Genomic DNA, 21,486 nt, shown 5'->3' on the forward strand with positions numbered 1-21,486 from the left:
ACCCGCTGATTTGCACGATTCGCCCCAAGCAAGCCCTAACAAAAAAGCGCCATGCCTGCAGAAGCAAGCACAGCGCGTCGCAAATCCATGCGAACATAAGCTGCTCGTCCCTACGCTGGCATTATCCAACAGGTTCACTCGGTCTACGACGGATTAGCCGTACTCTCAGCCTGCTTCCGCAAGCTCCCGGAAGTATTCAATTGCGACAAGTGTAATACAAGGAGGGGAAAATTACAATCCCAGCGATCCGGGAGGCCGAACCCATTGTCGTCGTCTTCATGGAATAAAAAGACAGTCTTGTGGAAACATAAAGAAGATCAATTTGAACAAAGGTGAGTTCAATGAACTGGATAACCTTTTGGAAAATGGCCCGAAAATTAAAACCAAGTTCACGTCCCGCTCCGATGGCGGACGCCGGCGGACCGCCGACGCCCAAGCAAATCCAAGATTTGTTTCGGGATATTCACGACGCGCAAATTCATGAGCTGCTGGCTGAAAAGCAAACCGTTAAGTTGTTTTATATCCATTCCCTTGTGGATGAAACTCAATTGCAAAGCGATATCGTGCTTCCGATTTTGCACGGCTCCGCCGCACAAACCGGGCGGAACATCATATCCGACGAGATTGTGCAAGTGGATACATTGTCGAAAGCTGAACAACTGATCCTCGAAGGTTCCGTGTTGGTTTTTTTTGAAAATGATCACGTCTATGCGGTGAAAAAAAGGAATACCCTCGGCCGCTCCATCAATACTTCCGAGCAGGAAGCCATCGTATACGGCCCGAAAGACAGCTTGAGCGAACAACTCGATAATAGTCTGACTTTGATTCGCCGCCGGCTGCCTGTTCCAAACCTGAAATCCAAAAAATTCATAATCGGTTCGTTCAGCAAAACCTCGGTCATCCTCTTGTATATGGAAGGGATCGTAAATCCGGAACTCGTGCGCATTGCCGAAAGTAAAACCAAGGAGATCGACTTCGATGGTATTTTCGATGCAGCGCACGTGTCCGCCTTTCTGGAAGATCACATCTTCAGCGTTTTTCCGCAATTTCAGCAAACGGACCGGCCGGATGCTCTGGCGTCAGCTCTATTGAGCGGAAAAGTGGTATGGCTGGTTGACAATACGCCGTTTGCCATCGTCGCTCCCATTACGTTTTTCGATCTGTTCCAGTCACCGGAAGATTATATCCATCGCTGGATGGTCGGCAGTTTTCTCAGAGGACTTCGCTTTGTGGCATTTGCAATAGCCCTTTTCTTGACCCCTGTCTATGTAGCGCTATCCGTACATCATTATCAGATGATCCCGTTGGCCATGCTGTTTGTACTCATGGAGTCCAGAAGCCAAATCCCGTTCACTCCGTTTTGGGAAGCGTTGTTTATGCTTTTGACGCTTGAGATATTGAAGGAAGCAAGTTTGCGTATGCCGTCCAAAGCCAGCCAAACCCTCGGCATTGTAGGGGGCATCGTCATCGGGGAAGCATCGGTCGATGCGGGAATTGCCAGCAATGTTCTCATCATTATCATTGCCATATCCGCGGTCGCCTCGTTCCTGATTCCCAATTATTTGATGACGAACGCGAGCAAACTGATTCAGTTCGCGCTTCTCATCTTGGCTGCATGGCTGGGCATGTGGGGCATCGGTTTGGGGCTCATTTGGCTTTGCATTCATCTGCAGGGTCTGACTTCGTTGCGGCAGCCCTATTTGGCGCCGCTTAGTCCATTTTTCGGAAGAGATTGGAAAGATACCGTCATCCGGCTGCCGATGACCAGCATGAAAACGCGCCCCGCCCACTTAAAGCCATTGGACCGATTTCGTATTCTCAAGAGGAAGATATGATGAAACACAACGTGCATTCTGCCGATTTATTCGACATCTCCGGACCGGTCGAACCCCTGTCCTGGACGTTTATGGTCAACCGAATTCAAACCCTATCCTACATTTTGTTTTTTCCCAGTACGTTTATCGAACCGTCGATGATCTGGATCATTCTGCTTGCCGCGGCCTGTTCGCATCTCAATATCTGGTTGTTGGCCAACTGGTTAAGGCGGATGGATCGGCCTGACGGCTACTTCGGAACCGTTCGGCTATTAGGCAAAACAGTACTATGGCTGTTTTCGCTCTTCGGTCTGTCGTTAGCTTTGGTGAAGTGCGCCGTACTTTTGCTCGGATACGTCGACATCGTGAATAATATCTTGTTTCCTTCCCTGGACCCCAAATTGTTTGTTGCGCTTCTACTATTCGCTTGCCTGTATCTGGCCCGACTTGGTATGGAAAAGACTCTTCGTTTCGGAGTCATTTCCTTTATTGGAACCGTTTGGGTCGTTCTGTTCTACGTTCCTTACATTTTTCCGGCGAATGCCGATTACTATCATCTCCTGCCCTTGATTCCGGAACGGATGCCGCCCCATCCCTGGCATACATTCCTCACCTTGTGGGCGGCTTTTGCCGGCCCCGAATATTTGTTGATGCTGCCGAAACAGGCAGTGGACGAGCGGCGGATCCAATCTTCTTTGCTGATCGGAAATGCATTCAGCATCGTGGAATATGTGTTCTTTTTTGTCGTTTGCCATCTGTTTTACGGATCGCAGTATTTGCGAAGGCTGGATCTGCCTGTGGTTCAGCTCGTTCGTTACATTCACCTGCCGTTTGCCGAACGGCTGGAGATAATTATTATTCCGGCTTATGCCTTCTCCGTCGTTTATGTCGTTACATTCCTGCTGCTGTACGCGGCAGCAGCGCTTCGCATGATGACCGGCGCCTCTGACGTTCCATCCGGCCGAAAATGGCTAGGGCCTGCCTTTGTGATGCTGTGTTTGACCACAATGGCGATACAATACTGGGGTTGGGCGAACGAAATGGGGAAGAATCGCTGGATCGAGTGGCATAACTGGTCGGATGCATGTACGTATGCCGCTCTGCCCGTTCTCCTTATGATCGCCGCTCTCCTGACCAAGAAGCGAGGGACACGCCATGCAACCAATCATTCGCCAGATTAGCCGAGCCATGATTTTTCTGATCCTCTTGATGATGTGCGGATGTTCTTCCTTTAACGTAAAATCCAATACGGTGGAGGAGATTTCCCCGATCATCTTGCTTTATCTGGACCAGAACAAAAACGGCCAATTGCTGATATCGACGATTATACCGCCGCTCAAAAAAGAGCAAAAAAGCGTTATAACCGTCAGTAGCGCGTTAATTAAGGAAGGCAGATACCAGATGGACCACAAATATTACCGGGAAATCAAAAGCGGACAGTTGCGAATGGTTTTTGTGTCGGATACATTGGCCCGGAAAGGGCTCAAGGATGTCATCAGTTCGCAGCTGCTTGATCCTGAAATATCCGATCGGGTTTATCTCGTCGTAGCGGAAGGCAACATGATCGATTATTTAAACAATCAGCTGCAACAAAAGCAGGCACAAGTCGACTTTTACTTATATAAAATGTTTGCCCATTACGAAAAGCAACAGGAGCTGACGATTACCAATCTGAAGCAATTTATGGAAAGATTGTACGACCCCTATTCCGATCCGGTCACTCCGCTATTTGCGGTCAACGCTGAAGGGTTTGAATATCAAGGTACGGCATTATTTCAAGACGACCGGATGGTAGGAGCGATCCGACAACCGGACGATGTGTACTTTCAAATCCTGCGTCATAAAAACCGTCATCACAAATCGATGCCGATAACGGCCTTGGACACTACCCTTGGTGAAGTTTACGCTACCCGCAAAATTCGGTTTACCGATTCTTACCGAGAAGTGCAGATCGACGTCCATATAGGAGGAAGAGTGGAAGAATACCGGGACAATCGGGACTTGAGCGATCCGACTGAAGCGGCTTCCTGGGTCCGGACGGTAGAGCGCCGAGTCGAATCGGATATGGAACAAATTATTCAACAAATAAAATCATTGTCTGTCGATCCGCTTTCCATAGGCGAGCACACGCTGGGGCTCATGCGTCGACCGTTTACGGGGGATCAATGGAGGAAGCATTGGCCGGACATGCAAGTAAACGTGCGAGTACACGTTAATGTTGAACAATCAGGCATGTTGAAATCGAACCGATCCATCTTTGCACCGAAAGGCAGACGCTGATACCGATTACAGTATAACGGCGGAACGACATGGAAAGCCTTAACAGAAGGAGCAAAGGATAAAAGGGTGATCGCTATTTCTCAAGAAAATAACAAAATTACGTTGGTTCAAGCCTACATCGTGCTTATGATGGCGATCGGCATACTGAACCATGTGATCATCATTCCGATGTTGCTGACCGCCGCCAAAAGGGATGCTTGGGTCTCGGTATTGGCTGCAGTCGCCATCGCTCCTCTATGGATCGGATGTTTATCCTTCATTATCAAAGACATGAACGGACAAGCGTTCCGGGATTGGCTGTACAAGCATTTCGGGAAAACGCTGGCCACCATCATTTTGCTGTTCAGCTCCGCTTATTTATTCATGATGGGATCCCTTTCTTTGAAAGACACCATAACATGGACGATTGCCTCCTATTTGCCGCAAACACCGGTTGTTGCCATCGTTCTGGTAACGGTCATCAGTTGTGTGTTCGCTGCCAACGCGGGAATACGCCCCATTGCCATCGTGGCCGGCATCCTTCTGCCGATCGTTATGATGCTTGGCTATTTTGTCATGTCGGCCAACTTTAAGTATAAGAATTATTCCTCATTATTTCCCGTCATGGAATATGGAATGTCTCCTGTTTGGAAAGGGATAACGTATGCCGCCAGCGGGATATTGGAATTGATGGGGATCCTTTTTTTTCAAGACCACCTTTCCAAATTGCCCAGATTCAGCAACTTGATGGTGTTCTGCCTTATTTTGGCCGGTCTGATCTTGGGGCCGTTAATGGGGACGATTGCCATATTCGGACCGGAAGAGGCGGCTGAACAACGTTACCCCGCTTATGAGCAGTGGCGTATGGTTCAGCTCGGTCAATACCTGGCTCATCTTGATTTCTTCTCCATCTACCAATGGCTGTCCGGCACGTTTATTCGGGTAGCGCTGGCTTTGTTTTTGATGGTTGACATCTGGAAACCGAAGACGAAGTGGATATGGCTTACCCTTGCCGGAATGGCCATGATGGCGACCGTTTTGTTGCCTGTTAGCGACGCTCAATTTTTTATTTTTCTCAAAAACCTGTATTTACCCGTTACTGTTTGCATTGCCGTTGGGATGACTGTTGTGTTTGTTACAAAAATCTGGTTCGCCAGCCTCATCAAAAGGTGAAAACAAATGACCGTTACTTCATTGTTGAAACAATTGCTCAATAGACTTGACTCCAAGTCCAAACCGCGTCCGATCTCGGAACATTCCAGGAACGATCAATTGCCGCGGGATAAACCTGTACCGGAAGCGTCAGACCTGTTCGATTTGTTCAGCCAGTGCAGCGATGTCAAGCATTACACCTATACGTTTAAGCCGGATGCTGCCGATTCATCCGTTATCTTTTTTTATTGCGAGGGAATGAGCGACAATCAACAAATGCTGCACGAGATCATCCTCCCACGGTTGAGCCGGATCTATGAACAGCATGGGTTTCAGAATGTTGAGTTGCTTACTCAATCGGGTCAACTGCAACTGGACATGTTTCAAAATGAAGAATGGCAGAAGAAGAGTGTGCAGCACGTGTTTGACGGCAAGCTCCTTCTGTTCATTCCTGCGCTTCGCGCCATCGGATCGATAGACATTGCCCGACTCCCGATCCGCCAGCCGGAGGATTCGAATATCGACGTTTCTGTTCGGGGGCCAAGAGACGGTTTTGTGGAAGACGTTGCGACGAATGTGGCGCTCGTTCGCAGACGCATCCGGTCCGTTTCTTTGGCCTGCGAATCCACCTTAATAGGCGAGCGCACGCAAACGAAAATCTCATTGTTGTATATGCACGATATCGTGGATCCCAAAATCATACAGCAATTGAAGCACAATCTGCAGACCATTAACATTGACGGCGTTATCAGTTCGACGCAATTGGAGGAGATTTTGACGCCGTCGCTCACCCTGTTCCCCTTGATGGTCTATACAGGACGGCCGGATTTCGCTGTGAATTGTTTGCTGAATGGGCGTTTCGTCCTGTTCGTGGAAGGAACTCCGGCCGCCTTGGTTGCTCCCGCGACATTGACGATGGTGCTGAAAACGCCGGAAGACAGTCATGTAACGTGGTTTTCCGCTTCCTTCGGACAATCGATCCGGATGCTGGGATTGGTTGTGACCATATTGTTGCCGGCCTTTTGGGTTTCCGTGCTGGCTCACCATCAGGATCAAATCCCGTTTTTCCTGCTGGCCACCATTACGATGAACCGGCTTGGCATTCCCCTTTCGATCACCCAGGAAATGGTTCTTGCCCTGGTTTTTCTTGAAATATTAAGGGAGGCTAGCGTCCGTCTCTCCCCCTCGATCGGTTCGACATTGACCGTGGTCGGGGGATTGATCATCGGCGATGCCGCCATCAGAGCCGGATTTTTGTCGCCGGCGATCGTGGTGATCGGGGCGATCACTCAAGTATTCGGAGCCACCATTGCCAACGTTTCCCTCATAGGCACCTTAAGCATTCTGCGCTTCTTTATCTTTTTTATGGCGGCCATGTTCGGATTGTACGGCTTCTTCCTCAGCGTATTTGTTCTGCTGATCCATTTGTCGACTTTGCAATCGTATGGCGTTCCGTATTTGGCGCCGTTTTCGCCGCCATATTTCAAGGAAATCGCCCATGCGTTCTTTCGTATGCCGTGGCCGTGGAAAAAAAGAAGACCGGAATATTTGCACCCTAACGATGGAACCAAAGGGGGAGGCGCAAAATGAAATTTCTGAAACTGGCGTTTCTTTTGCTCCTTATTCTTTCGACCGCAACCGGCTGCTGGGGCAACCGGGAAGTCCAAAACGTCAATTATCCTTCCGCCATAGGGGTTGATTACGAAGGAGGGAATTATACGGTGTACGTACAACTTCTGGATTTCTCTTCCGTTGCCAAGTTGGAAGGACAGCAAAAACAGCAAGAAGCCCCGGTCTGGATCGGGAAAGGTGTAGGACCGACTTTTACCGACGCAGCCAATTACTTGTATGAAACATCGCAGCAGCGGGTGACCTGGGGGCATGTCGAAGCCATTGTTTTCAGCGAACGGATTCTTGAACAAAACAAATACAACGAAGTGTTGGAACTGATCAACCGATACCGTGAAATTCGTTATTTAATCTGGGCATTCAGCACCAAAGAACCTATAGAGGAAGTACTTCGCGCAACCCCATTCTTCAGGCTGTCTCCTGAGGCATCTATCCTGCACAACCCCGAAGAGGCCTACCGGCAACGTTCGATGATTCGCCCGGTAAGATTATACCAGTTTATTATGTCAATTAAAGAAAAGGTAAATCCCGCTTATTTGCCATGCCTGACCATTGACCAAGAACGATGGGAAGAAAGCAATAAAAAGCATCCTTTGTTGAAATATGATGGGATGCATATCTTTCAATACAAAAAATTTATAGGCCATATGAACCTGACCGACTTGAAAGGACTGCCATGGATGCGGGAAGACACAGTGCGCATGCCGCTGTCGGTCAGACAAAACGATCATTTGGTCGCTATTTTGATTACGGAGAAACCTCATGTTCATATCCGGCATGCCATTCAAGATGGAAAGGTCTATTTCGACGTCACGGTATCGATGAAAGCCGGGATCAACGAGCAGCACATGAAAATAACCGAGAAAGAATTATCGAAATTGGCGGGAGAAGAAGTGGAAGAGGAAATTCGATATACCTACAAGAAGGCATATGAACGGGGAGTAGACATTTATAATTTGGCAGAAACATTGTATCGAAGCAAACCGGCTGCATTCCATCGGCTGGCTGACGAAAATCAATTCGTACTAAACGAAAACTCCTTACGAAATGTGCGCGTTAAAGTACATTTAACCAGTACAGGCAGATACAAATTTGAGCCAGGCATGAGTCATCACGATACCGCTCAATAGACAACGTATTGTCCTTTTATCGGCGAGCTCGGCATGGACAAAATGAAAGACCCTCCAGATTCTCTGAAGGGCTTCTTCCGGCAGCATTTTCTGATCAAGATTGCCGGGCGTCATCTTCGGCAAAGATATGCGCGGGATAACGCCCGGCAGCCGGAGACCGCAATCTCGACCGGCGCTCTTAAGCAACCTGATTCATGAGGGCCTTCCGGCAGAACGCGGCCCCCGGCGTAGAAAGCGCGGCACGCCTCCGTCGTTACCATCCTGAAAACGGTACAACCATTTAGTTGAATTCATCCGGACGATCTCCTTTTGTCTGGCTGCAAAGTTTGTTCCCGCATTCTCCGTAAAAAAGCTTGACCCCGCTTGTCGGCAGCGTATCGATGATTTCCCCGCAGTGACGGCAGACGAGTGTGCCGAGATGCAGCGGCGACCGTCCCGGTTCCTTCATCATGCGAATGTTTTGCTCCATGGTCCGTTCACCCTCATCTCATTTTTTTTGGCGACATGGGCGACGAAATCAAGCACCCGGCAGGCGTACGCCCATTCGTTGTCATACCATGCCAGCACCTTCACTTGCCGGCCCGAAGCCATGATCGACAGTCCGTCGATAACCGCCGACTTGTCATTGCCGATGTAGTCCGACGAAACTAGCGGCAGCTCGTTGTATTCGATGTAGGCTGCGAGCGCCCCCTGCGCCGCCGTCTTGAACGCTTGCTGCACGTCTTCTTTCGTTGCCGGACGGCGAAGCTCGACTGTCAAATCGACAAGCGAAACGTCCTGCGTCGGCACGCGCAGCGACAAGCCCCGAATGACGGGGGCAAGGTGCGGCAGCACCCCGGACAGCGCTTTGCCGACCCCGGTGGAAGTCGGAACAATCGACTGCGTGCAAGCCCGCGCGCGCCGCAAATCCTTGTGCGGATTATCGAGATGGTTTTGATCGTTCGTATAGGCGTGAACCGTTGTCATCCAGCCGGATTCGACGCCGAACGCACGGTCGAGAATGTGCAGCACCGGCACAAGGCAGTTCGTCGTGCACGACGCCGTGGACAGCAGCGTATGCTTGTCGGGATCGTAGCTCGCTTCGTTGACGCCCATCACCACCGTCAAATCCAGATCCTTGCCGGGCGCCGTCACGACGACTCGCTTCGCTCCCGCCGCCAGATGTTGGACCGCTCCCGCACGTTCGTTGAACTTGCCGGTGGCGTCGATCGCGATGTCAATGCCGTACTTGTCCCATGGCAGCAACGCCGGATCGCGCTCCGAGACGAAAGCAACCGGTTGCCCGTTTATCACCAGCTTGTCCTTTTCGACCTGAATGTCGGCGTCCCATTTGCCGTGTACCGTATCGTATTTCAGCAAATGCGCCGCCGTCCCGATCGGGCTTGTCGAATTGATCGCCTTGACTTGAGCTCCCGGAATGCCGGTTGTAAACGCCTTTCTGATCAACAGTCGGCCGATTCTGCCCGTGCCGCTGATCCCCACCTGCTGGTTCATGATGACCTCCTCTGGTGCATAGTTCCGATGTGCCGGATCGTTCGGCGGAATAACGGGGAACCGCAAGAGGATCCGCCTACGTCTTCGCGAGCACATGGTTGACGGTCTCGATGGCCGTCCGTCCCCGCAGGTAAACGCGGGGAACCCGCTTGCCAACCAAACAGACGATTTCATAGTTGATCGTATCCAGAAGGGAAGCGATCTCTTCGACGGGCAAACCGCCTTCTTCGGTGCGGCCGAACAGAAGCACTTCGTCTCCCGCCCGGACGCCGGGTATGTCGCTGACATCAAGCATCGTCTGGTCCATGCATACTCTTCCGACGATCGGCGCTTTGCGTCCGCCGATCATCAGGCTGCCCCGGTTGGACAACCGGCGGGACAGCCCGTCGGCATAGCCGGCCGGAATGGTCGCGATCCAGCTTGGCCGTTCCGGCCGATAGGTGCACCCGTAGCTGATGGGCTGCCCGGCGGGCACCTGCTTCAATGCCGCGATTCTGGTTTTCCACTTCATCGCCGGCAGCAGCTCGGGCAGTCCCGGCATCGGATCGGAAAAAGGAAGCAGCCCGTACAAGCCGATGCCCACCCGGACCATATCCAGATGCATGTCCGGAAATCGCAGGCTCGCCGCGCTGTTGCAGCAGTGCTTGAGCGGGACCCGGACACCGTGCCGCTCCAGGTATTCGATATAAGCAAGAAACGTCTCAAATTGTTTGCGGGTGTACGTCTCATCCGGACTGTCGGCGCTGGCGAAATGCGTAAAGATGCCTTCCAGCCTGACCCATGGCGAGCTTGCCGCTTTTCGCGCCAAGTCAAGGGCCGTTTCCGGATCGGTCACGCCGAGCCGCGACATCCCTGTATCCGCTTTCAAATGCACGTCGGCATGCTGCCGATGGCGTGCCGCACAAGCGATCACGGATTCCAGTTCCTTCTCGGTAAACACGGTCACGGCGATGCGGTGCTTTACGGCCGCTTCGACGGATGCGGAAGGCGTGTACCCCAGAACGAGAATGGGGCAATCGATGCCTGCCGCCCGAAGCTGCAAGGCTTCGTCCAATAAGGCCACGCCAAGCCAATCCGCCCCGGCTTCCAGCGCCGCCTTGGCGACCTGGACGGCGCCATGGCCGTAACCGTCCGCCTTGACCACCGCCATGAAGCGGCAGGAAGGCTTTAGTCCCGCCTTGATCGTCTTCACATTATGCGCAATGGCGTCGAGCGAAACTTCGGCCCAAGTCTCCCTGTAACTAAACACGATGTGAGCCGCCTCCGTTCGGGCCGCGTTGCAATCCGACGCGGCATGTTGCAAAACCCCTCCAAGCCATAACCGAAGGGGTATTTATTGGAATGATTACAGGACAAACGGAAGTTTTGCCAGCGCTTTTTCGACAGGGACGTATTCGTGGCCAAGGCTGTCGGCCACCGCTTTATACGCAACGCTGCCCGCTGCGACATTGACCCCTTGAAGCAGCGCCTTGTTCTCCTGCACGGCGCGGATGACGCCTTTATTGGCGATTTGCAAGGCGTACGGCATGGTCACATTGGTCAGCGCGATCGTAGACGTTCTCGGAACGGCCCCCGGCATATTCGCGACAGCGTAATGAACGACTCCGTGTTTGACAAACGTCGGATTGTCATGCGTCGTAATGTGGTCTACGGTTTCAAGGATGCCGCCTTGGTCGATCGCCACATCCACAACCACCGAGCCCGGTTTCATGGAGCGGATCATGCTCTCCGTGACCAGCTTCGGCGCTTTCGCACCCGGAATGAGCACCGCTCCCACGACCAGATCGGATTCCGAAACCGCTTCGGCAATATTGAACGGATTGGACATCATCGTTTGAATGTCGGCTCCGAAAATATCGTCCAACTGACGCAGACGTTCCGGATTCAGATCGATAATCGTCACATGAGCGCCGAGCCCGACCGCGATTTTGGCCGCATTGGTGCCGACGATGCCTCCGCCGACAATCGTTACTTTTGCCCGCTTCACGCCGGGCACGCCTCCGAGCAGAACGCCTTTGCCGCCGTAAACCTTTTCCAGAAATTGCGCTCCGATTTGCGGCGCCATCCGGCCGGCCACTTCGCTCATCGGCGTCAAAAGCGGCAGCGTACGGTTCACTTCTACGGTTTCATAGGCGACTGCGGTAACGCCTTTTTCCATCAGCGCCCGGGTCAATTCCGGCTCTGCCGCCAGATGCAGGTACGTAAACAGAATCAATCCGTCACGGAAATAGCCGTATTCGGACGGCAAGGGTTCTTTCACTTTCATGATCATATCGGCGTTGGCCCAGACGTCGGCCGCCTGCTGGAGAATCGTCGCTCCGGCTGCGGCGTAGTCTTCATTCGTGAAACCGCTTCCCAATCCGGCGTCGCTTTCAATCATCACTTGATGTCCGGCTTTGACGAAAGCGTCTACACCTGCCGGAGTGATGGCCACCCGGTTTTCGTTGTTTTTAATTTCCTTGGGAATCCCGATTTTCATGTCTAATCTCTCCTTTGTCTGATGCGGTCTATAGCCAGTATAAGGGAGTAAGCGCTTTATTACGTTGTTCGGAATTCAGAAAATATGTCGGGAGCCTTGTGAAAATCAACAAAGCTCCGCTTCCCTTTGCTTCTTGCGTTCCGGCTACTCCAGCATTTTTTCCGCCTTTAAATCCAGATAAAGCGTAACCTTCTGATCCATGCTGTTCAGGTCAATGTCCACGATCTCAGCGATGCGCTTCAGGCGGTACGTGAGCGTGTTTATGTGAACATGAAGCAGATCCGCCGTGGCTTTGACATTGCTGTCTTGGCTTAAATACAATTCCAGCGTCTGCAGCAGTTCGCTGTTGTGCTCGCGGTCGTACTTCCGCAATTTGCTCAGAGCGGGATTCTCGAACCGGTGCAGCTGCTTTTCCTGCAATATGTGAGGGAGATAGCGATAGTAACCCAAATCGGGATAGGAATGCGCTGAACTCGTTTCCTCGGGAAACCGCCGCTTGATTTGCAGAAGCGTCAAGGCTTCCTGGTAGCTCCGCTCCACCATCGCGTAGTCGCTGTAGATCATTCCGCTGCCGCTATCCACAGGCGAGATTCCGAAACGCTGCTTCATTTGGCGGAACATCCGCAACATAGCTTCCCACTGCTCCTCCTCATGGCCGGCCGCTGGGGAAGGCGCCGCCGCCAACAGAACCAATCGGGCATCGGTCATTGCATGCAGAACGATCCGCACGAAAGGCGTCGTTTCCAACGTATAGCGGATTTGCTGTTGGAGTTTGTCGGAAATGGCTTCTTCGAACTGAGACCGTCACGTGATACCGTTCCGGCAGCCGCACGCCAAGCAGCTTCGCCCTTTCCCGGACCGTTTCGTCCAACTGCAGATGGCCGGTCAGAAGCTGCCAGAAAAAATCATGATAGCTTTTCTCTTCTTTTCGGCTTTTCATCTGAAGCTGGATTAACAGCGATCTGGCGGCATCGGCCGCTCGTTTGAGCAGATGCAATCCGTGTTCGCCAAGAGGCTCGTTCACTTCCAGAAGCCATATATAACCGAGGACTTCCTGATTTCGGCGAATCGCGATTGCCACCCGGTCGCCCAACCCGATTTCCCCCATCGCAGAAATCCGGATCGGGAGTTCACTTTGCAGCAGACGCTTCATCACGCCGTCTCTCCATAAGGTGCTGATGACTTTGTCCGGTACTTTGCGTCCCATGATGGTCGATATTCGGGCGGGGTCCGTCATATCTTCGTGCGAACTGTATGCGAGCAGCCGGTGATTGGTGTCCTCGATCGTTACCGGACAGCGCAGCTCACCATAGATGGTTTCCGCCAGCGTATCCAGACTGCCGAAACTTTGGTCAAACGGATTGGTGTCTTGATTCATCCTCAGACTCCTCAAGCTTCAATTTCTTCCATAAGAGGGCTCAGCCCCCGAGCGTCAAGGTCACATTTGTAGAATGTCACAAAAGCGGCAAGAAAATTTCTCACTACGCAACAAATCGGAACGGCCCGTTTTACAGTACGATAAGGGTGCCGAATGAAAGGAAATTTAACGATTCCGTTTTTCGGCATGTTTCACCCCGATTGACAGCGCTTACAAAAATGATGAAAGGGGTTTCACTATGAGCAATCAACAAGAAAAAACCGAGTTGAACCGCGGGCTTCAACAACGACACATCAATTTGATGTCCTTAGGGGCGGCAATTGGGGTCGGGTTGTTCCTCGGTTCCGCATCCGCCATCAAATTGGCCGGACCTGCGATTTTGTTGGCTTATGGCATCGGCGGTATCGCCATCTTCTTTATCATGCGCGCGCTTGGGGAGATGGCGATTCATCAACCGATCGCAGGCTCCTTCAGCCGGTATGCCCGCAACTACATGGGACCCCTGTTCGGATACTTGACCGGCTGGAACTATTGGTTTTTATGGGTTATCACTTGTATGGCGGAGATTACAGCCGTAAGCGTATACATGGAGTTCTGGTTCCCGGGTATGCCTCGCTGGATCTGGGCACTGGCCGCTCTAATCATCATGAGCGCCGTCAACCTGATTGCCGTCAAAGCCTATGGCGAGCTGGAATTCTGGTTTGCGCTTATTAAAATCGCGGCCATCATCCTGATGATTCTGCTTGGAGTCGGCATGATCGTATTTGGTCTCGGCAACGGCGGCACCCCTGTAGGTATCGGCAATCTATGGCAGCACGGCGGATTTCTGCCGAACGGTTGGAAGGGCGTTCTCTTGTCCCTGCAGATGGTGATGTTCGCTTATCTGGGGATTGAGATGATCGGGGTCACCGCAGGCGAAGTGCAAAACCCTAAAAAGACGTTGTCCCGCGCCATTGACAGCGTTTTCTGGAGAATCCTCCTTTTCTACGTCGGCGCCCTGTTTGTCATCATGTCCATCTATCCTTGGAACGAAATCGGACAAAAAGGCAGCCCGTTCGTTATGACCTTCGATCATTTCGGCATTCCGTATGCGGCAGGCATCATTAACTTTGTCGTACTGACGGCGGCATTGTCCTCCTGCAACAGCGGCATCTTCAGCACCGGCCGCATGCTGTTCAACTTGGCTCAACAAGGGGAAGCTTCTCCGAAATTCGGTCAGCTGAGCAAGAGCGGCGTACCCGGCACTGCGATCATTGTCTCCGCGTTGGCACTGCTCGTGGGCGTCGTGTTGAACTACCTGGTTCCGGAAAAAGTATTTACCTGGGTAACCAGCATTGCCACGTTTGGCGCGGTATGGACGTGGGCAGTGATCCTGATTTCGCAGCTTCGGTTCCGCAAATCGTTGTCCATTGCCGAACGGAACCAGCTCGCCTACAAAATGCCCTGGGCACCTTACAGTTCTTATCTGTCCCTTGCGTTCCTTGCCCTCGTCATCGTCCTGATGGCTTTCTCGCCGGGAACCCGGATCGCCCTGGTGGTCGGCCCGATCTGGTATGCCATCCTGATTGGGGTATACTACAGAAAAGGACTGCATAAGAAAAGTCAAATGCACCTTGTGAATAACGATAAAATGGCTGGATGATCGGCAGGCTTTTGCACTCGGTTTATGTAAACCCTTACAATCGAATGCCTCCTGGCGGGAACCCGGGGGGCTTCTTCTCCTATCCGAAATGAAGATTGAGTCCCGGTTTGAGCTATTAAAAAAGCTGGACACAAACTCCGAATCGAATTACCTGTATCAATCCTGCACTAACCAAGTTTTTGCATCCTCCGGATCGCTATAGAATTTAATCGGTGTATACATATCGATCTGTAATTTTTTGATCGTATTGCGAAATCTCCACCTATCGATAGCCGAAAAGCCTACAATTGATAATTTTCCGATGTAATTATCCAGACGATGTAAACTTTTGACGAATTCCATAAGAACTTCATTGGTTAATGAAGTTTCATAAAAATCGACCCATACATTCAGTTTGCGATTTTTACCAATAATAAACGATTCTTCGGATTTCATAATGTTGAAAAGCGCGTCTGTATCTTTGAAAAAACTTCCGTATTTTAAACAATGAACTTCACCCCCCTTGTAATAATAGGGGAAAACGGAACCGCCGGGTGATTTTTGCAGCATAAATGGCATCTCCTCCGTTTGCTGAGTTAAATGGATCCTCTACATATAATACAAAAAAATCCAATACGCATCGACCGAATACTTGGGGATAACGCAAAGCGATATAGAGCATGCGGACGATGTTGTCATCTTTCGGTCGTCTTACGGACAACATGGCATTAAGCCTCTTTCGATGATCGATGGCCGGACTTCCGCCTTGCGGTTTACGTTCGTTTGCTTTTCTTCTAAGTTACCCCTTACAATTGGAGACAGCGAATCGGAGGAAAGCTGTATGGAATATGATATCGTAATTATTGGAGCCGGAGTCAGCGGGATCTTCGCCGCGCATGAATTGGCCGGAACCGGTCAAAGCATATTGATGATCGATAAAGGGAAGAAGCTTGAGGAACGCAACTGCCCTTTGGATCGCGGTCAAAGTTGCGGCTGTGATGCGTGCGATAAGTATGTGGGATTCGGTGGTTTGGGATTGTCGGAAGGCAAGTACAACTATACGAATGACTTTGGAGGCTATCTTGAGCGAAAAGTAGGCTATCGCCGTGCTTTGCAGCTTATGGATGAAGTGGACCATCTTCTGTGCCGGTACGGGGGCAGCCAAGCCGAGGTGTATTACACCGGAGATCCCGATCTTGTCGAAAGAGCGAAAAAGGCTGGCTTTGACGTTTTGACAACCAAAACACGGCATTTGGGGACCGAACTCTCGCGGCATGTGCTTCAAGGGATGTACAATTATTTGGAAAACCGGATGGATTGGCGGCTTGAGACAGAGGTTCTTAAGATCTACAATCGGAAGAATGGCGGATTCAGGCTCGTTACCTCCCATTGTGAGATCATCGAGACAGACAAGCTGATCATCGCAACCGGACGCAGCGGCAAAGAGTGGTTTTCCCGGCAATGCCATTTCCTTGGTCTTAAACCGGGAGAATCAAGAGTTGATTTGGGTTTGCGTATCGAAATGCGCGGCAATCAGTTAGATTCATTATTGAATCGAACATTCGAGATCAAGCTGCGCTTCGAAGGTAACGATTATTCGGCGACCACCTATTGCATGAACCCTCACGGGAGGGTTGTTTTCAAGCACCAAGAGGGGCTGACCATGCCGGATGGGCAGAACTACCGGGAACAGAAGGAAAGCTCAAAGAACTTGAACTTTAGCTTATTTATTCCGTCCTACTTTTCATCGCTCGAAGAGGCAGATCGGTATCTGCGGGAAGTGGTCGGAGGTATCAATCGCGGTATTGGCCGAATTGCGGTTCAACGGCTTGGTGATTTGCGGACAGGCTCCGTCGTGTATGGCCCCGATCAAACCAGCGCTATCGTACCGACTCTTGAAGCCGATTTTGCCGATCTACGGCGAGAAGTTCCGGAACTTTATATCCGGGCGACATTGGAGTTTCTGGAAGCATTGGAAACGCTGCTGGGAGAGCCGATTGACGGAGATACCCTTCTTTATGCCATTGACGGTAAACTGTATTCGCCCGGTGTCGAGACCAACGAACGTTTTGAGACCTGTATCCGTCACCTATACGTGATCGGAGACTGCTCCGGCACGACCCATTCTCTATCTCAAGCTGCCGCCAGCGGTTTATATGTGGGACGCGCGTTGGGCCGATCTGGGAATAGCCGGAACTAGCCGATCACGTCAATGAATGATCAGCAGATCCCGCATCTTGTATCGAAACAACTCTGAAATCCGGCGCGTTTTTTTCAAAAAAGGAAGGTTCATCTTTGAACCTTCCCTTGACCGGATGACCAGGCCCGTGGAACCGCGGCGGTTTCGTTGCGTTTTTGGAGATGGAAACAGGCTTGTTTTCTGGGGACTTTGCTACTGGTCCACTTCATACAACGCCTCATCCAGCGCCTGGAGATAGGGCGTCCATTCTCCTACCGAGTAGAGCAGCAGCCGATGCATCGCGCGCGTACATGCCGTGTAGAAGAGCTTGCGTTCGTTTTCCCGGTAGTACGTCTGTGCAGAAGCGTCGTAGATCAGCACTGCGTCGAATTCTACTCCCTTGGCGAGATATACGGGAATCACCATCGCCCCCTTCTCGAAGTCGGGCGTTTTTTTGGTGATCAGCCGCAGCTCAAGGCTGCCCAGAGCCGTCAGGAGAGCATAAGCGTCTCTGCTTTCGGCCGCGGTCTTGGTGATGACGGCGATGGAGCCGAAGCCTTCGGCCAAAAGCGCCGCGAGGTGCTCCGCCATGCGAACCGTCCGCTCCTCGCTGCTGCTTGCTTGGACAAGAAGCGGTTTCCTGCCGCTCCGCTCAAAGGGCACGATCTCCTCGCCGCCCGGCACAAGCATCCTCGTGAACGCCACAATCTCGCGGGTGGAGCGATAACTGCGCACAAGACGGAACAGGCTCGTCTCAGCCTCGCCGTAAAGCCGGAACAGCGGCGAATCCGCCTCGTGCAGATTCGTCGCCTGCGGGAAGATCGCTTGGCCGAAATCGCCGAGCACCGTCATGCGAGCGCGGGGGAACAGCTTTTTGAGATATGCGTATTGAAACATCGAATAATCCTGTCCCTCATCGACGAAGAGATGCCGCACCTCCATGTTCGTCCGCGCGCCTTCGATGAGCTCTTGCAAGTACAGATACGGCGTCGCATCTTCGTAGAACAGCTCGCCCCGGTTCAGCTTCTCCTTGGTTTGCGCGCAGATGGCCGGCCAGTGCTCGGGGACATCGGCTGCATGCGTCATCTCCCGGTAAACGTCCACATCGCCGAACAACTGGACGTACAGCCCCCTCACGTCGACGAACTTCAGCCGCTTCACCTGCTGCCTTAGCGGGTTGAAGCGCTTTTTCACGATCATGCGCCGGAGCAGCTCTTCCTCCCGATCGGCAAAGTCGAAGTCCCCTTCGTCCCGCCGGCGCTTCTTGTGCAATATCTCGAAGACTTCGGCGTATCGTTCGGCAAAATCGAAAACCTCCCGCTCCTTGTGCAGCGCGTCGAACACTTCGGCGTACTGCTCCTTGTCAAGGTAATGAAGCTCTTCCTGCACCCAAGGCGCCTCCCGCTCCTTGCGCTCCAACGAAGTCAGCTGCTCCAGCAGCCATTCCCGCAATAAAACGATACGATTGGCCAGACGGACAGAAGTGTCGTAGCTGTAAAATTGCGCCTTTATTTGCTCGGCGGTGATCAGATCGCGGTCCCGGAAGCGGATGCCGATAAATCGCATCCCTTCCCGCTCCAGCCATAACGCATAGTTGTGAAGAACTTACAGGAAAGCTTCTGAGGCCTTATACACGATCCCGCTCAGACGGGCTTCATACCCGTGCTCGGACTGCTCTGTCAGGACGTATTCGATCTGATCGAACGGGTCCTCAAGCCGCAGCGACGCTCCAAGCCAATAGTCGAGATATTCCTGGAATGTCGTCTGCTGCATATTTTCCTCGCCGAGCTCAGGCAGGACGGTCGAGACGTAGCTGTTAAACATCGGATTGGGCGAGAAAAGCACGATCTGGTCGGCCTTGAGCCGTTCGCGGTGTTTGTACAGCAAGTAGGCCACCCGCTGCAGCGCCGCGGAGGTCTTTCCGCTGCCGGCCGCCCCTTGCACAATAAGCATTCGATTTTTATCGTCGCGGATGATGGCATTTTGTTCCTTCTGGATCGTCGCCACGATGCTCCTCATCTGCGCATCCGCCCCTTGGCTGAGGGCACTGCTGCAGCATTTCGTCACCGATCGTGACACTCGCGTCGAACAAATGGCGAAGCTGCCCGTCACGAATCCGGTATTGCCGCTTCAGCAGCATCGTCCCGGTAACGCGTCCGCCCGGCGTTTCATAGGCGGCCGCCCCCGGCGGATAGTCATAGTATAAACTCGCAATCGGCGTACGCCAGTCATACACCAGGAAATTCATCGCGTCTTCGTCCACGAAAGACGATACGCCAATGTAGACTTGCTCGGTGAAGCTTTCCCGCTGCCACTCCTTGGCGTTCACCATCGTCCCGAACACGCTCCTTTTCCTATTCGTTTGAAGAAGTAAAGAACAAGAAGTAAAAGAACATTTGACAAACCGCGCATCCGTGTGGTAAAATGAAATTGTAATAAAGTTAAAATGGGTTATACTATAAAATTATTGCGGTGGCGTTTCAATCATACCACAGTGCTTTTTGGTGTGCAAATCTTTATATCAGGTTCCAAACCGGCTGGCTTCGCCGGTTTTTTTGTTTCAATATCAGACAGGATATCGGGGAAACGGCTCTATATCTCGGCAACCGGTTGCCATCGGCAGCTTGAAGCAGACTTCATTCGCTCGTGCCCCACCATTATCTGACACTCCAAACGACGGTGCAATATGAGAGCAGCACAGGTACGTCTGCAACAGCTAACGGTTTAATGAAAATCAAATGGGAAGTTTACTACCCATCATCCTCCTTATTCGGTTCTGATTCGAAAGAGTTGCCATTTACGTATAATGTATCAAATTTTTTCTTTGATCATTCACATGTGGGTAACAGGATAACGTCCCGGTTGTACACAGCAGCTGGCGTATGGTTTTGCAGAGACTGATGCGGCAGATAGTGATTGTGCAAATGGATGTAGCCTTCCACACCATGTCTCGTCTCTCGCGGACTGTTGTAGTCGTTGATATAGACCTCGTTGTACTTCAGGCTGCGCCAGAAGCGTTCAATGACGATGTTGTCCTTGGCACGGCCTTTGCCGTCCATACTGATCCGAACCTCGTTTTCTTTTAGCAGATCGATATACTGCGGACTCGTAAAATGGCTGCCTCGGTCACTGTTGATAATCCCCGGCTTACGCCGCGCCAGTGCCCGTTTCATGGTCTCCAGTACGAACTCGATCTCAAGGCTCTGGTCCAGCTGCCAGTCTACGATATAGCGGGAATACCAATCCATAATGGCGTATAGGTACATCCAGCCGTGCTTCATCCGGATATACGTGATGTCCACAGACCACACCTGATCAGGCTGTGTGATGAGCAGCTTCCGGAGGAGATAAGGATAGATCCGGTGCTGCAGATCGCGCTTGCTCAGGTTCGGGCCGGGATAGATGGCCATGAGCCCCATTTCCCGCATGTAGCGCCTTACCGTGTTCTTGTGGATCACCTCTCCTTCCCGATTCATAATGGCGGCAATCTTCCGGTAGCCCTGGAACGAATGCTGCGTGTAAAGCTCATCAATCCGGTGCTTGAGGCGAATTTCCTCCGGGGAGGGAGGAACCGGCTTGTAGTACAGGCTGGAGCGATTCAGGCTCAGCAGATCGGCTTGAACGCAAGCTTGAAAATCTCATTTTTCTTGGCCCTCCGGGAACGGGGAAAACGCATCTGGCGGTCGCTTTGGCGCTGGAAGCGATCCAGCATCGGTATACGGTCTACTTCGTCACGGCCCACGATCTGGTGCAGATGCTGCAGCAGGCTTATCAAAACCAGACCATCAAGCAGAAAATGCGGGTGCTCACGAGACCCCATCTGCTCATTATCGATGAAATCGGCTACCGAAAGATGGAGGAACCGGCGGCGCATTTCTTCTTCCAGATCGTATCGGAACGCTATGAGACCGGCTCGATCATCTTGACGTCGAACAAGTCTTACTACGGTTCATGGGGGGATATTTTTGGCGACTCGGTCCTGGCCACCGCCATCCTGGACCGCCTGCTCCACAACGATCAACATTAAAGGGGAGAGCTATCGCATCAAAGAAAAGAAGAAAGCTGGATTTTTCAAGCCGGAGTTGCAGGCGCATCACAAAGAATAGCTGGAATTTTCTGTCGCCGCGGCCGCCCCCCTAGGGAGGCCTGTCCTTGATCCTAATGGGGAATTTTCAACAGGTCTCCCCTTACGAGCCAATCTGCTTCACGGAAGCGGAAGTGGAGCGCATTCTCCAACAACCGAATCTCCGTCGATTCACTGGACTGCGGGACTACATCATCATGCTGTTATTGCTGGATACCGGCATTCGGCTTAGCGAATTAAGCGCTCTGCTCCTCTCCGATCTGTAAG

At 51.9% G+C, this 21,486-nt stretch carries 20 protein-coding genes and 2 pseudogenes; 11 read left to right on the forward strand and 11 right to left on the reverse strand.

Features of this window, described 5'->3' with window-relative positions:
• Positions 1–341: 341 nt before the first annotated feature.
• The 7 genes from G485_RS0106780 to G485_RS29760 all read left to right on the forward strand — a co-directional run bounded on the left by G485_RS0106780 (position 342) and on the right by G485_RS29760 (position 8,182).
• Positions 342–1,835 carry a spore germination protein gene (locus tag G485_RS0106780; RefSeq protein ID WP_084423170.1) on the forward strand — a complete coding sequence of 498 codons (1,494 nt, stop codon included), beginning with the start codon at positions 342–344 and terminating at the stop codon, positions 1,833–1,835.
• Positions 1,835–2,995, forward strand: a complete 1,161-nt coding sequence (locus G485_RS0106785; protein WP_027091939.1) for a GerAB/ArcD/ProY family transporter — start codon at positions 1,835–1,837, stop codon at positions 2,993–2,995. The genes G485_RS0106780 and G485_RS0106785 overlap by 1 nt, the downstream gene beginning before the upstream one ends.
• Positions 2,970–4,094: a Ger(x)C family spore germination protein gene (locus tag G485_RS0106790; RefSeq protein WP_027091940.1), complete on the forward strand. Its 1,125-nt coding sequence runs from the start codon at positions 2,970–2,972 to the stop codon at positions 4,092–4,094. The genes G485_RS0106785 and G485_RS0106790 overlap by 26 nt, the downstream gene beginning before the upstream one ends.
• Before the next feature lie 66 nt (positions 4,095–4,160).
• Positions 4,161–5,246, forward strand: coding sequence for a GerAB/ArcD/ProY family transporter (locus tag G485_RS0106795; protein ID WP_027091941.1), 1,086 nt, complete (start codon positions 4,161–4,163; stop codon positions 5,244–5,246).
• A 6-nt stretch (positions 5,247–5,252) separates the two neighbouring features.
• Positions 5,253–6,815 carry a spore germination protein gene (locus tag G485_RS25425; protein ID WP_027091942.1) on the forward strand — a complete coding sequence of 521 codons (1,563 nt, stop codon included), beginning with the start codon at positions 5,253–5,255 and terminating at the stop codon, positions 6,813–6,815.
• Positions 6,812–7,984, forward strand: coding sequence for a Ger(x)C family spore germination protein (locus G485_RS0106805; protein ID WP_027091943.1), 1,173 nt, complete (start codon positions 6,812–6,814; stop codon positions 7,982–7,984). The genes G485_RS25425 and G485_RS0106805 overlap by 4 nt, the downstream gene beginning before the upstream one ends.
• Before the next feature lie 33 nt (positions 7,985–8,017).
• Positions 8,018–8,182: a hypothetical protein gene (locus tag G485_RS29760; protein ID WP_156922180.1), complete on the forward strand. Its 165-nt coding sequence runs from the start codon at positions 8,018–8,020 to the stop codon at positions 8,180–8,182.
• An 82-nt stretch (positions 8,183–8,264) separates the two neighbouring features.
• Here the strand turns inward: G485_RS29760 and G485_RS28835 are convergent, their stop codons facing one another.
• The 6 genes from G485_RS28835 to G485_RS30800 all read right to left on the reverse strand — a co-directional run bounded on the left by G485_RS28835 (position 8,265) and on the right by G485_RS30800 (position 13,335).
• Positions 8,265–8,453, reverse strand: coding sequence for a GapA-binding peptide SR1P (locus tag G485_RS28835; protein WP_084423172.1), 189 nt, complete (start codon positions 8,451–8,453; stop codon positions 8,265–8,267).
• Positions 8,432–9,478 carry a type I glyceraldehyde-3-phosphate dehydrogenase gene (gene gap, locus G485_RS0106815; RefSeq protein WP_027091944.1) on the reverse strand — a complete coding sequence of 349 codons (1,047 nt, stop codon included), beginning with the start codon at positions 9,476–9,478 and terminating at the stop codon, positions 8,432–8,434. The genes G485_RS28835 and gap overlap by 22 nt, the downstream gene beginning before the upstream one ends.
• Positions 9,479–9,554: 76 nt before the next feature.
• Complete coding sequence (gene alr / locus G485_RS0106820; RefSeq protein WP_338027737.1) at positions 9,555–10,727, reverse strand: alanine racemase; 1,173 nt, start codon at positions 10,725–10,727, stop codon at positions 9,555–9,557.
• Between the two features lie 96 nt (positions 10,728–10,823).
• Positions 10,824–11,957, reverse strand: a complete 1,134-nt coding sequence (ald, locus tag G485_RS0106825; protein ID WP_027091946.1) for an alanine dehydrogenase — start codon at positions 11,955–11,957, stop codon at positions 10,824–10,826.
• A gap of 144 nt (positions 11,958–12,101) precedes the next feature.
• Complete coding sequence (locus tag G485_RS30795; protein ID WP_240489083.1) at positions 12,102–12,686, reverse strand: PucR family transcriptional regulator; 585 nt, start codon at positions 12,684–12,686, stop codon at positions 12,102–12,104.
• Positions 12,607–13,335 carry a CdaR family protein gene (locus G485_RS30800; RefSeq protein ID WP_240489084.1) on the reverse strand — a complete coding sequence of 243 codons (729 nt, stop codon included), beginning with the start codon at positions 13,333–13,335 and terminating at the stop codon, positions 12,607–12,609. Before G485_RS30800 ends, G485_RS30795 begins: the two co-directional genes overlap by 80 nt.
• A 238-nt stretch (positions 13,336–13,573) precedes the next feature.
• On the opposite strand from G485_RS30800, the gene G485_RS0106835 reads away from it, so the two are divergent.
• On the forward strand, positions 13,574–14,977 hold the full coding sequence (locus G485_RS0106835) for an amino acid permease (protein WP_027091947.1): 1,404 nt from the start codon (positions 13,574–13,576) through the stop codon (positions 14,975–14,977).
• A 156-nt stretch (positions 14,978–15,133) separates the two neighbouring features.
• On the opposite strand, the gene G485_RS0106840 is transcribed toward G485_RS0106835, so the two are convergent.
• On the reverse strand, positions 15,134–15,526 hold the full coding sequence (locus G485_RS0106840; protein WP_027091948.1) for a hypothetical protein: 393 nt from the start codon (positions 15,524–15,526) through the stop codon (positions 15,134–15,136).
• A gap of 271 nt (positions 15,527–15,797) precedes the next feature.
• On the opposite strand from G485_RS0106840, the gene G485_RS0106845 reads away from it, so the two are divergent.
• A complete protein-coding gene (locus G485_RS0106845) occupies positions 15,798–17,156 on the forward strand; it encodes an NAD(P)/FAD-dependent oxidoreductase (RefSeq protein ID WP_027091949.1) in 1,359 nt (452 codons plus the stop codon).
• A 192-nt stretch (positions 17,157–17,348) separates the two neighbouring features.
• Here G485_RS0106845 and helD read toward each other — a convergent pair whose 3' ends face one another.
• From helD to G485_RS0106860, 4 genes and pseudogenes are all read right to left on the reverse strand, one after another.
• Positions 17,349–18,701: an RNA polymerase recycling motor HelD gene (gene helD, locus G485_RS31315; RefSeq protein ID WP_338027738.1), complete on the reverse strand. Its 1,353-nt coding sequence runs from the start codon at positions 18,699–18,701 to the stop codon at positions 17,349–17,351.
• 39 nt (positions 18,702–18,740) lie between these two features.
• Complete coding sequence (locus G485_RS31320) at positions 18,741–19,154, reverse strand: UvrD-helicase domain-containing protein (protein ID WP_338027739.1); 414 nt, start codon at positions 19,152–19,154, stop codon at positions 18,741–18,743.
• Positions 19,096–19,467, reverse strand: coding sequence for a hypothetical protein (locus tag G485_RS31325; protein WP_338027740.1), 372 nt, complete (start codon positions 19,465–19,467; stop codon positions 19,096–19,098). The genes G485_RS31320 and G485_RS31325 overlap by 59 nt, the downstream gene beginning before the upstream one ends.
• Positions 19,468–19,963: 496 nt before the next feature.
• Positions 19,964–20,758, reverse strand: a pseudogene (locus G485_RS0106860) (IS3 family transposase); the annotation flags it as partial.
• Between the two features lie 8 nt (positions 20,759–20,766).
• On the opposite strand from G485_RS0106860, the pseudogene G485_RS25440 reads away from it, so the two are divergent.
• Positions 20,767–21,241: pseudogene (locus tag G485_RS25440) on the forward strand (ATP-binding protein); the annotation flags it as partial.
• A gap of 46 nt (positions 21,242–21,287) precedes the next feature.
• Positions 21,288–21,485, forward strand: a complete 198-nt coding sequence (locus tag G485_RS0106870; protein ID WP_027091951.1) for a tyrosine-type recombinase/integrase — start codon at positions 21,288–21,290, stop codon at positions 21,483–21,485.
• The last annotated feature ends 1 nt before the right edge of the window (position 21,486 follow it).

Origin of the sequence: Cohnella thermotolerans DSM 17683, assembly GCF_000429825.1 — a bacterium.
In the GTDB taxonomy this organism is placed as follows: Bacteria; Bacillota; Bacilli; order Paenibacillales; family Paenibacillaceae; genus Cohnella; species Cohnella thermotolerans.

Excerpts from the sequence above, each read along its gene's own strand:
- G485_RS0106780 (WP_084423170.1), top strand. The coding sequence starts at position 342 with ATGAACTGGATAACCTTTTGGAAAATGGCCCGAAAATTAAAACCAAGT.
- gap (WP_027091944.1), bottom strand. The coding sequence starts at position 9,478 with ATGAACCAGCAGGTGGGGATCAGCGGCACGGGCAGAATCGGCCGACTG.
- ald (WP_027091946.1), bottom strand. The coding sequence starts at position 11,957 with ATGAAAATCGGGATTCCCAAGGAAATTAAAAACAACGAAAACCGGGTG.
- G485_RS30800 (WP_240489084.1), bottom strand. The coding sequence starts at position 13,335 with ATGAATCAAGACACCAATCCGTTTGACCAAAGTTTCGGCAGTCTGGAT.
- G485_RS0106845 (WP_027091949.1), top strand. The coding sequence starts at position 15,798 with ATGGAATATGATATCGTAATTATTGGAGCCGGAGTCAGCGGGATCTTC.
- G485_RS0106840 (WP_027091948.1), bottom strand. The coding sequence starts at position 15,526 with ATGCTGCAAAAATCACCCGGCGGTTCCGTTTTCCCCTATTATTACAAG.
- G485_RS0106790 (WP_027091940.1), top strand. The coding sequence starts at position 2,970 with ATGCAACCAATCATTCGCCAGATTAGCCGAGCCATGATTTTTCTGATC.
- G485_RS0106805 (WP_027091943.1), top strand. The coding sequence starts at position 6,812 with ATGAAATTTCTGAAACTGGCGTTTCTTTTGCTCCTTATTCTTTCGACC.
- G485_RS29760 (WP_156922180.1), top strand. The coding sequence starts at position 8,018 with ATGGACAAAATGAAAGACCCTCCAGATTCTCTGAAGGGCTTCTTCCGG.
- G485_RS0106785 (WP_027091939.1), top strand. The coding sequence starts at position 1,835 with ATGAAACACAACGTGCATTCTGCCGATTTATTCGACATCTCCGGACCG.
- G485_RS28835 (WP_084423172.1), bottom strand. The coding sequence starts at position 8,453 with ATGGAGCAAAACATTCGCATGATGAAGGAACCGGGACGGTCGCCGCTG.
- helD (WP_338027738.1), bottom strand. The coding sequence starts at position 18,701 with ATGCGATTTATCGGCATCCGCTTCCGGGACCGCGATCTGATCACCGCC.
- G485_RS25425 (WP_027091942.1), top strand. The coding sequence starts at position 5,253 with ATGACCGTTACTTCATTGTTGAAACAATTGCTCAATAGACTTGACTCC.
- G485_RS31320 (WP_338027739.1), bottom strand. The coding sequence starts at position 19,154 with ATGAGGAGCATCGTGGCGACGATCCAGAAGGAACAAAATGCCATCATC.
- G485_RS31325 (WP_338027740.1), bottom strand. The coding sequence starts at position 19,467 with ATGGTGAACGCCAAGGAGTGGCAGCGGGAAAGCTTCACCGAGCAAGTC.
- G485_RS0106835 (WP_027091947.1), top strand. The coding sequence starts at position 13,574 with ATGAGCAATCAACAAGAAAAAACCGAGTTGAACCGCGGGCTTCAACAA.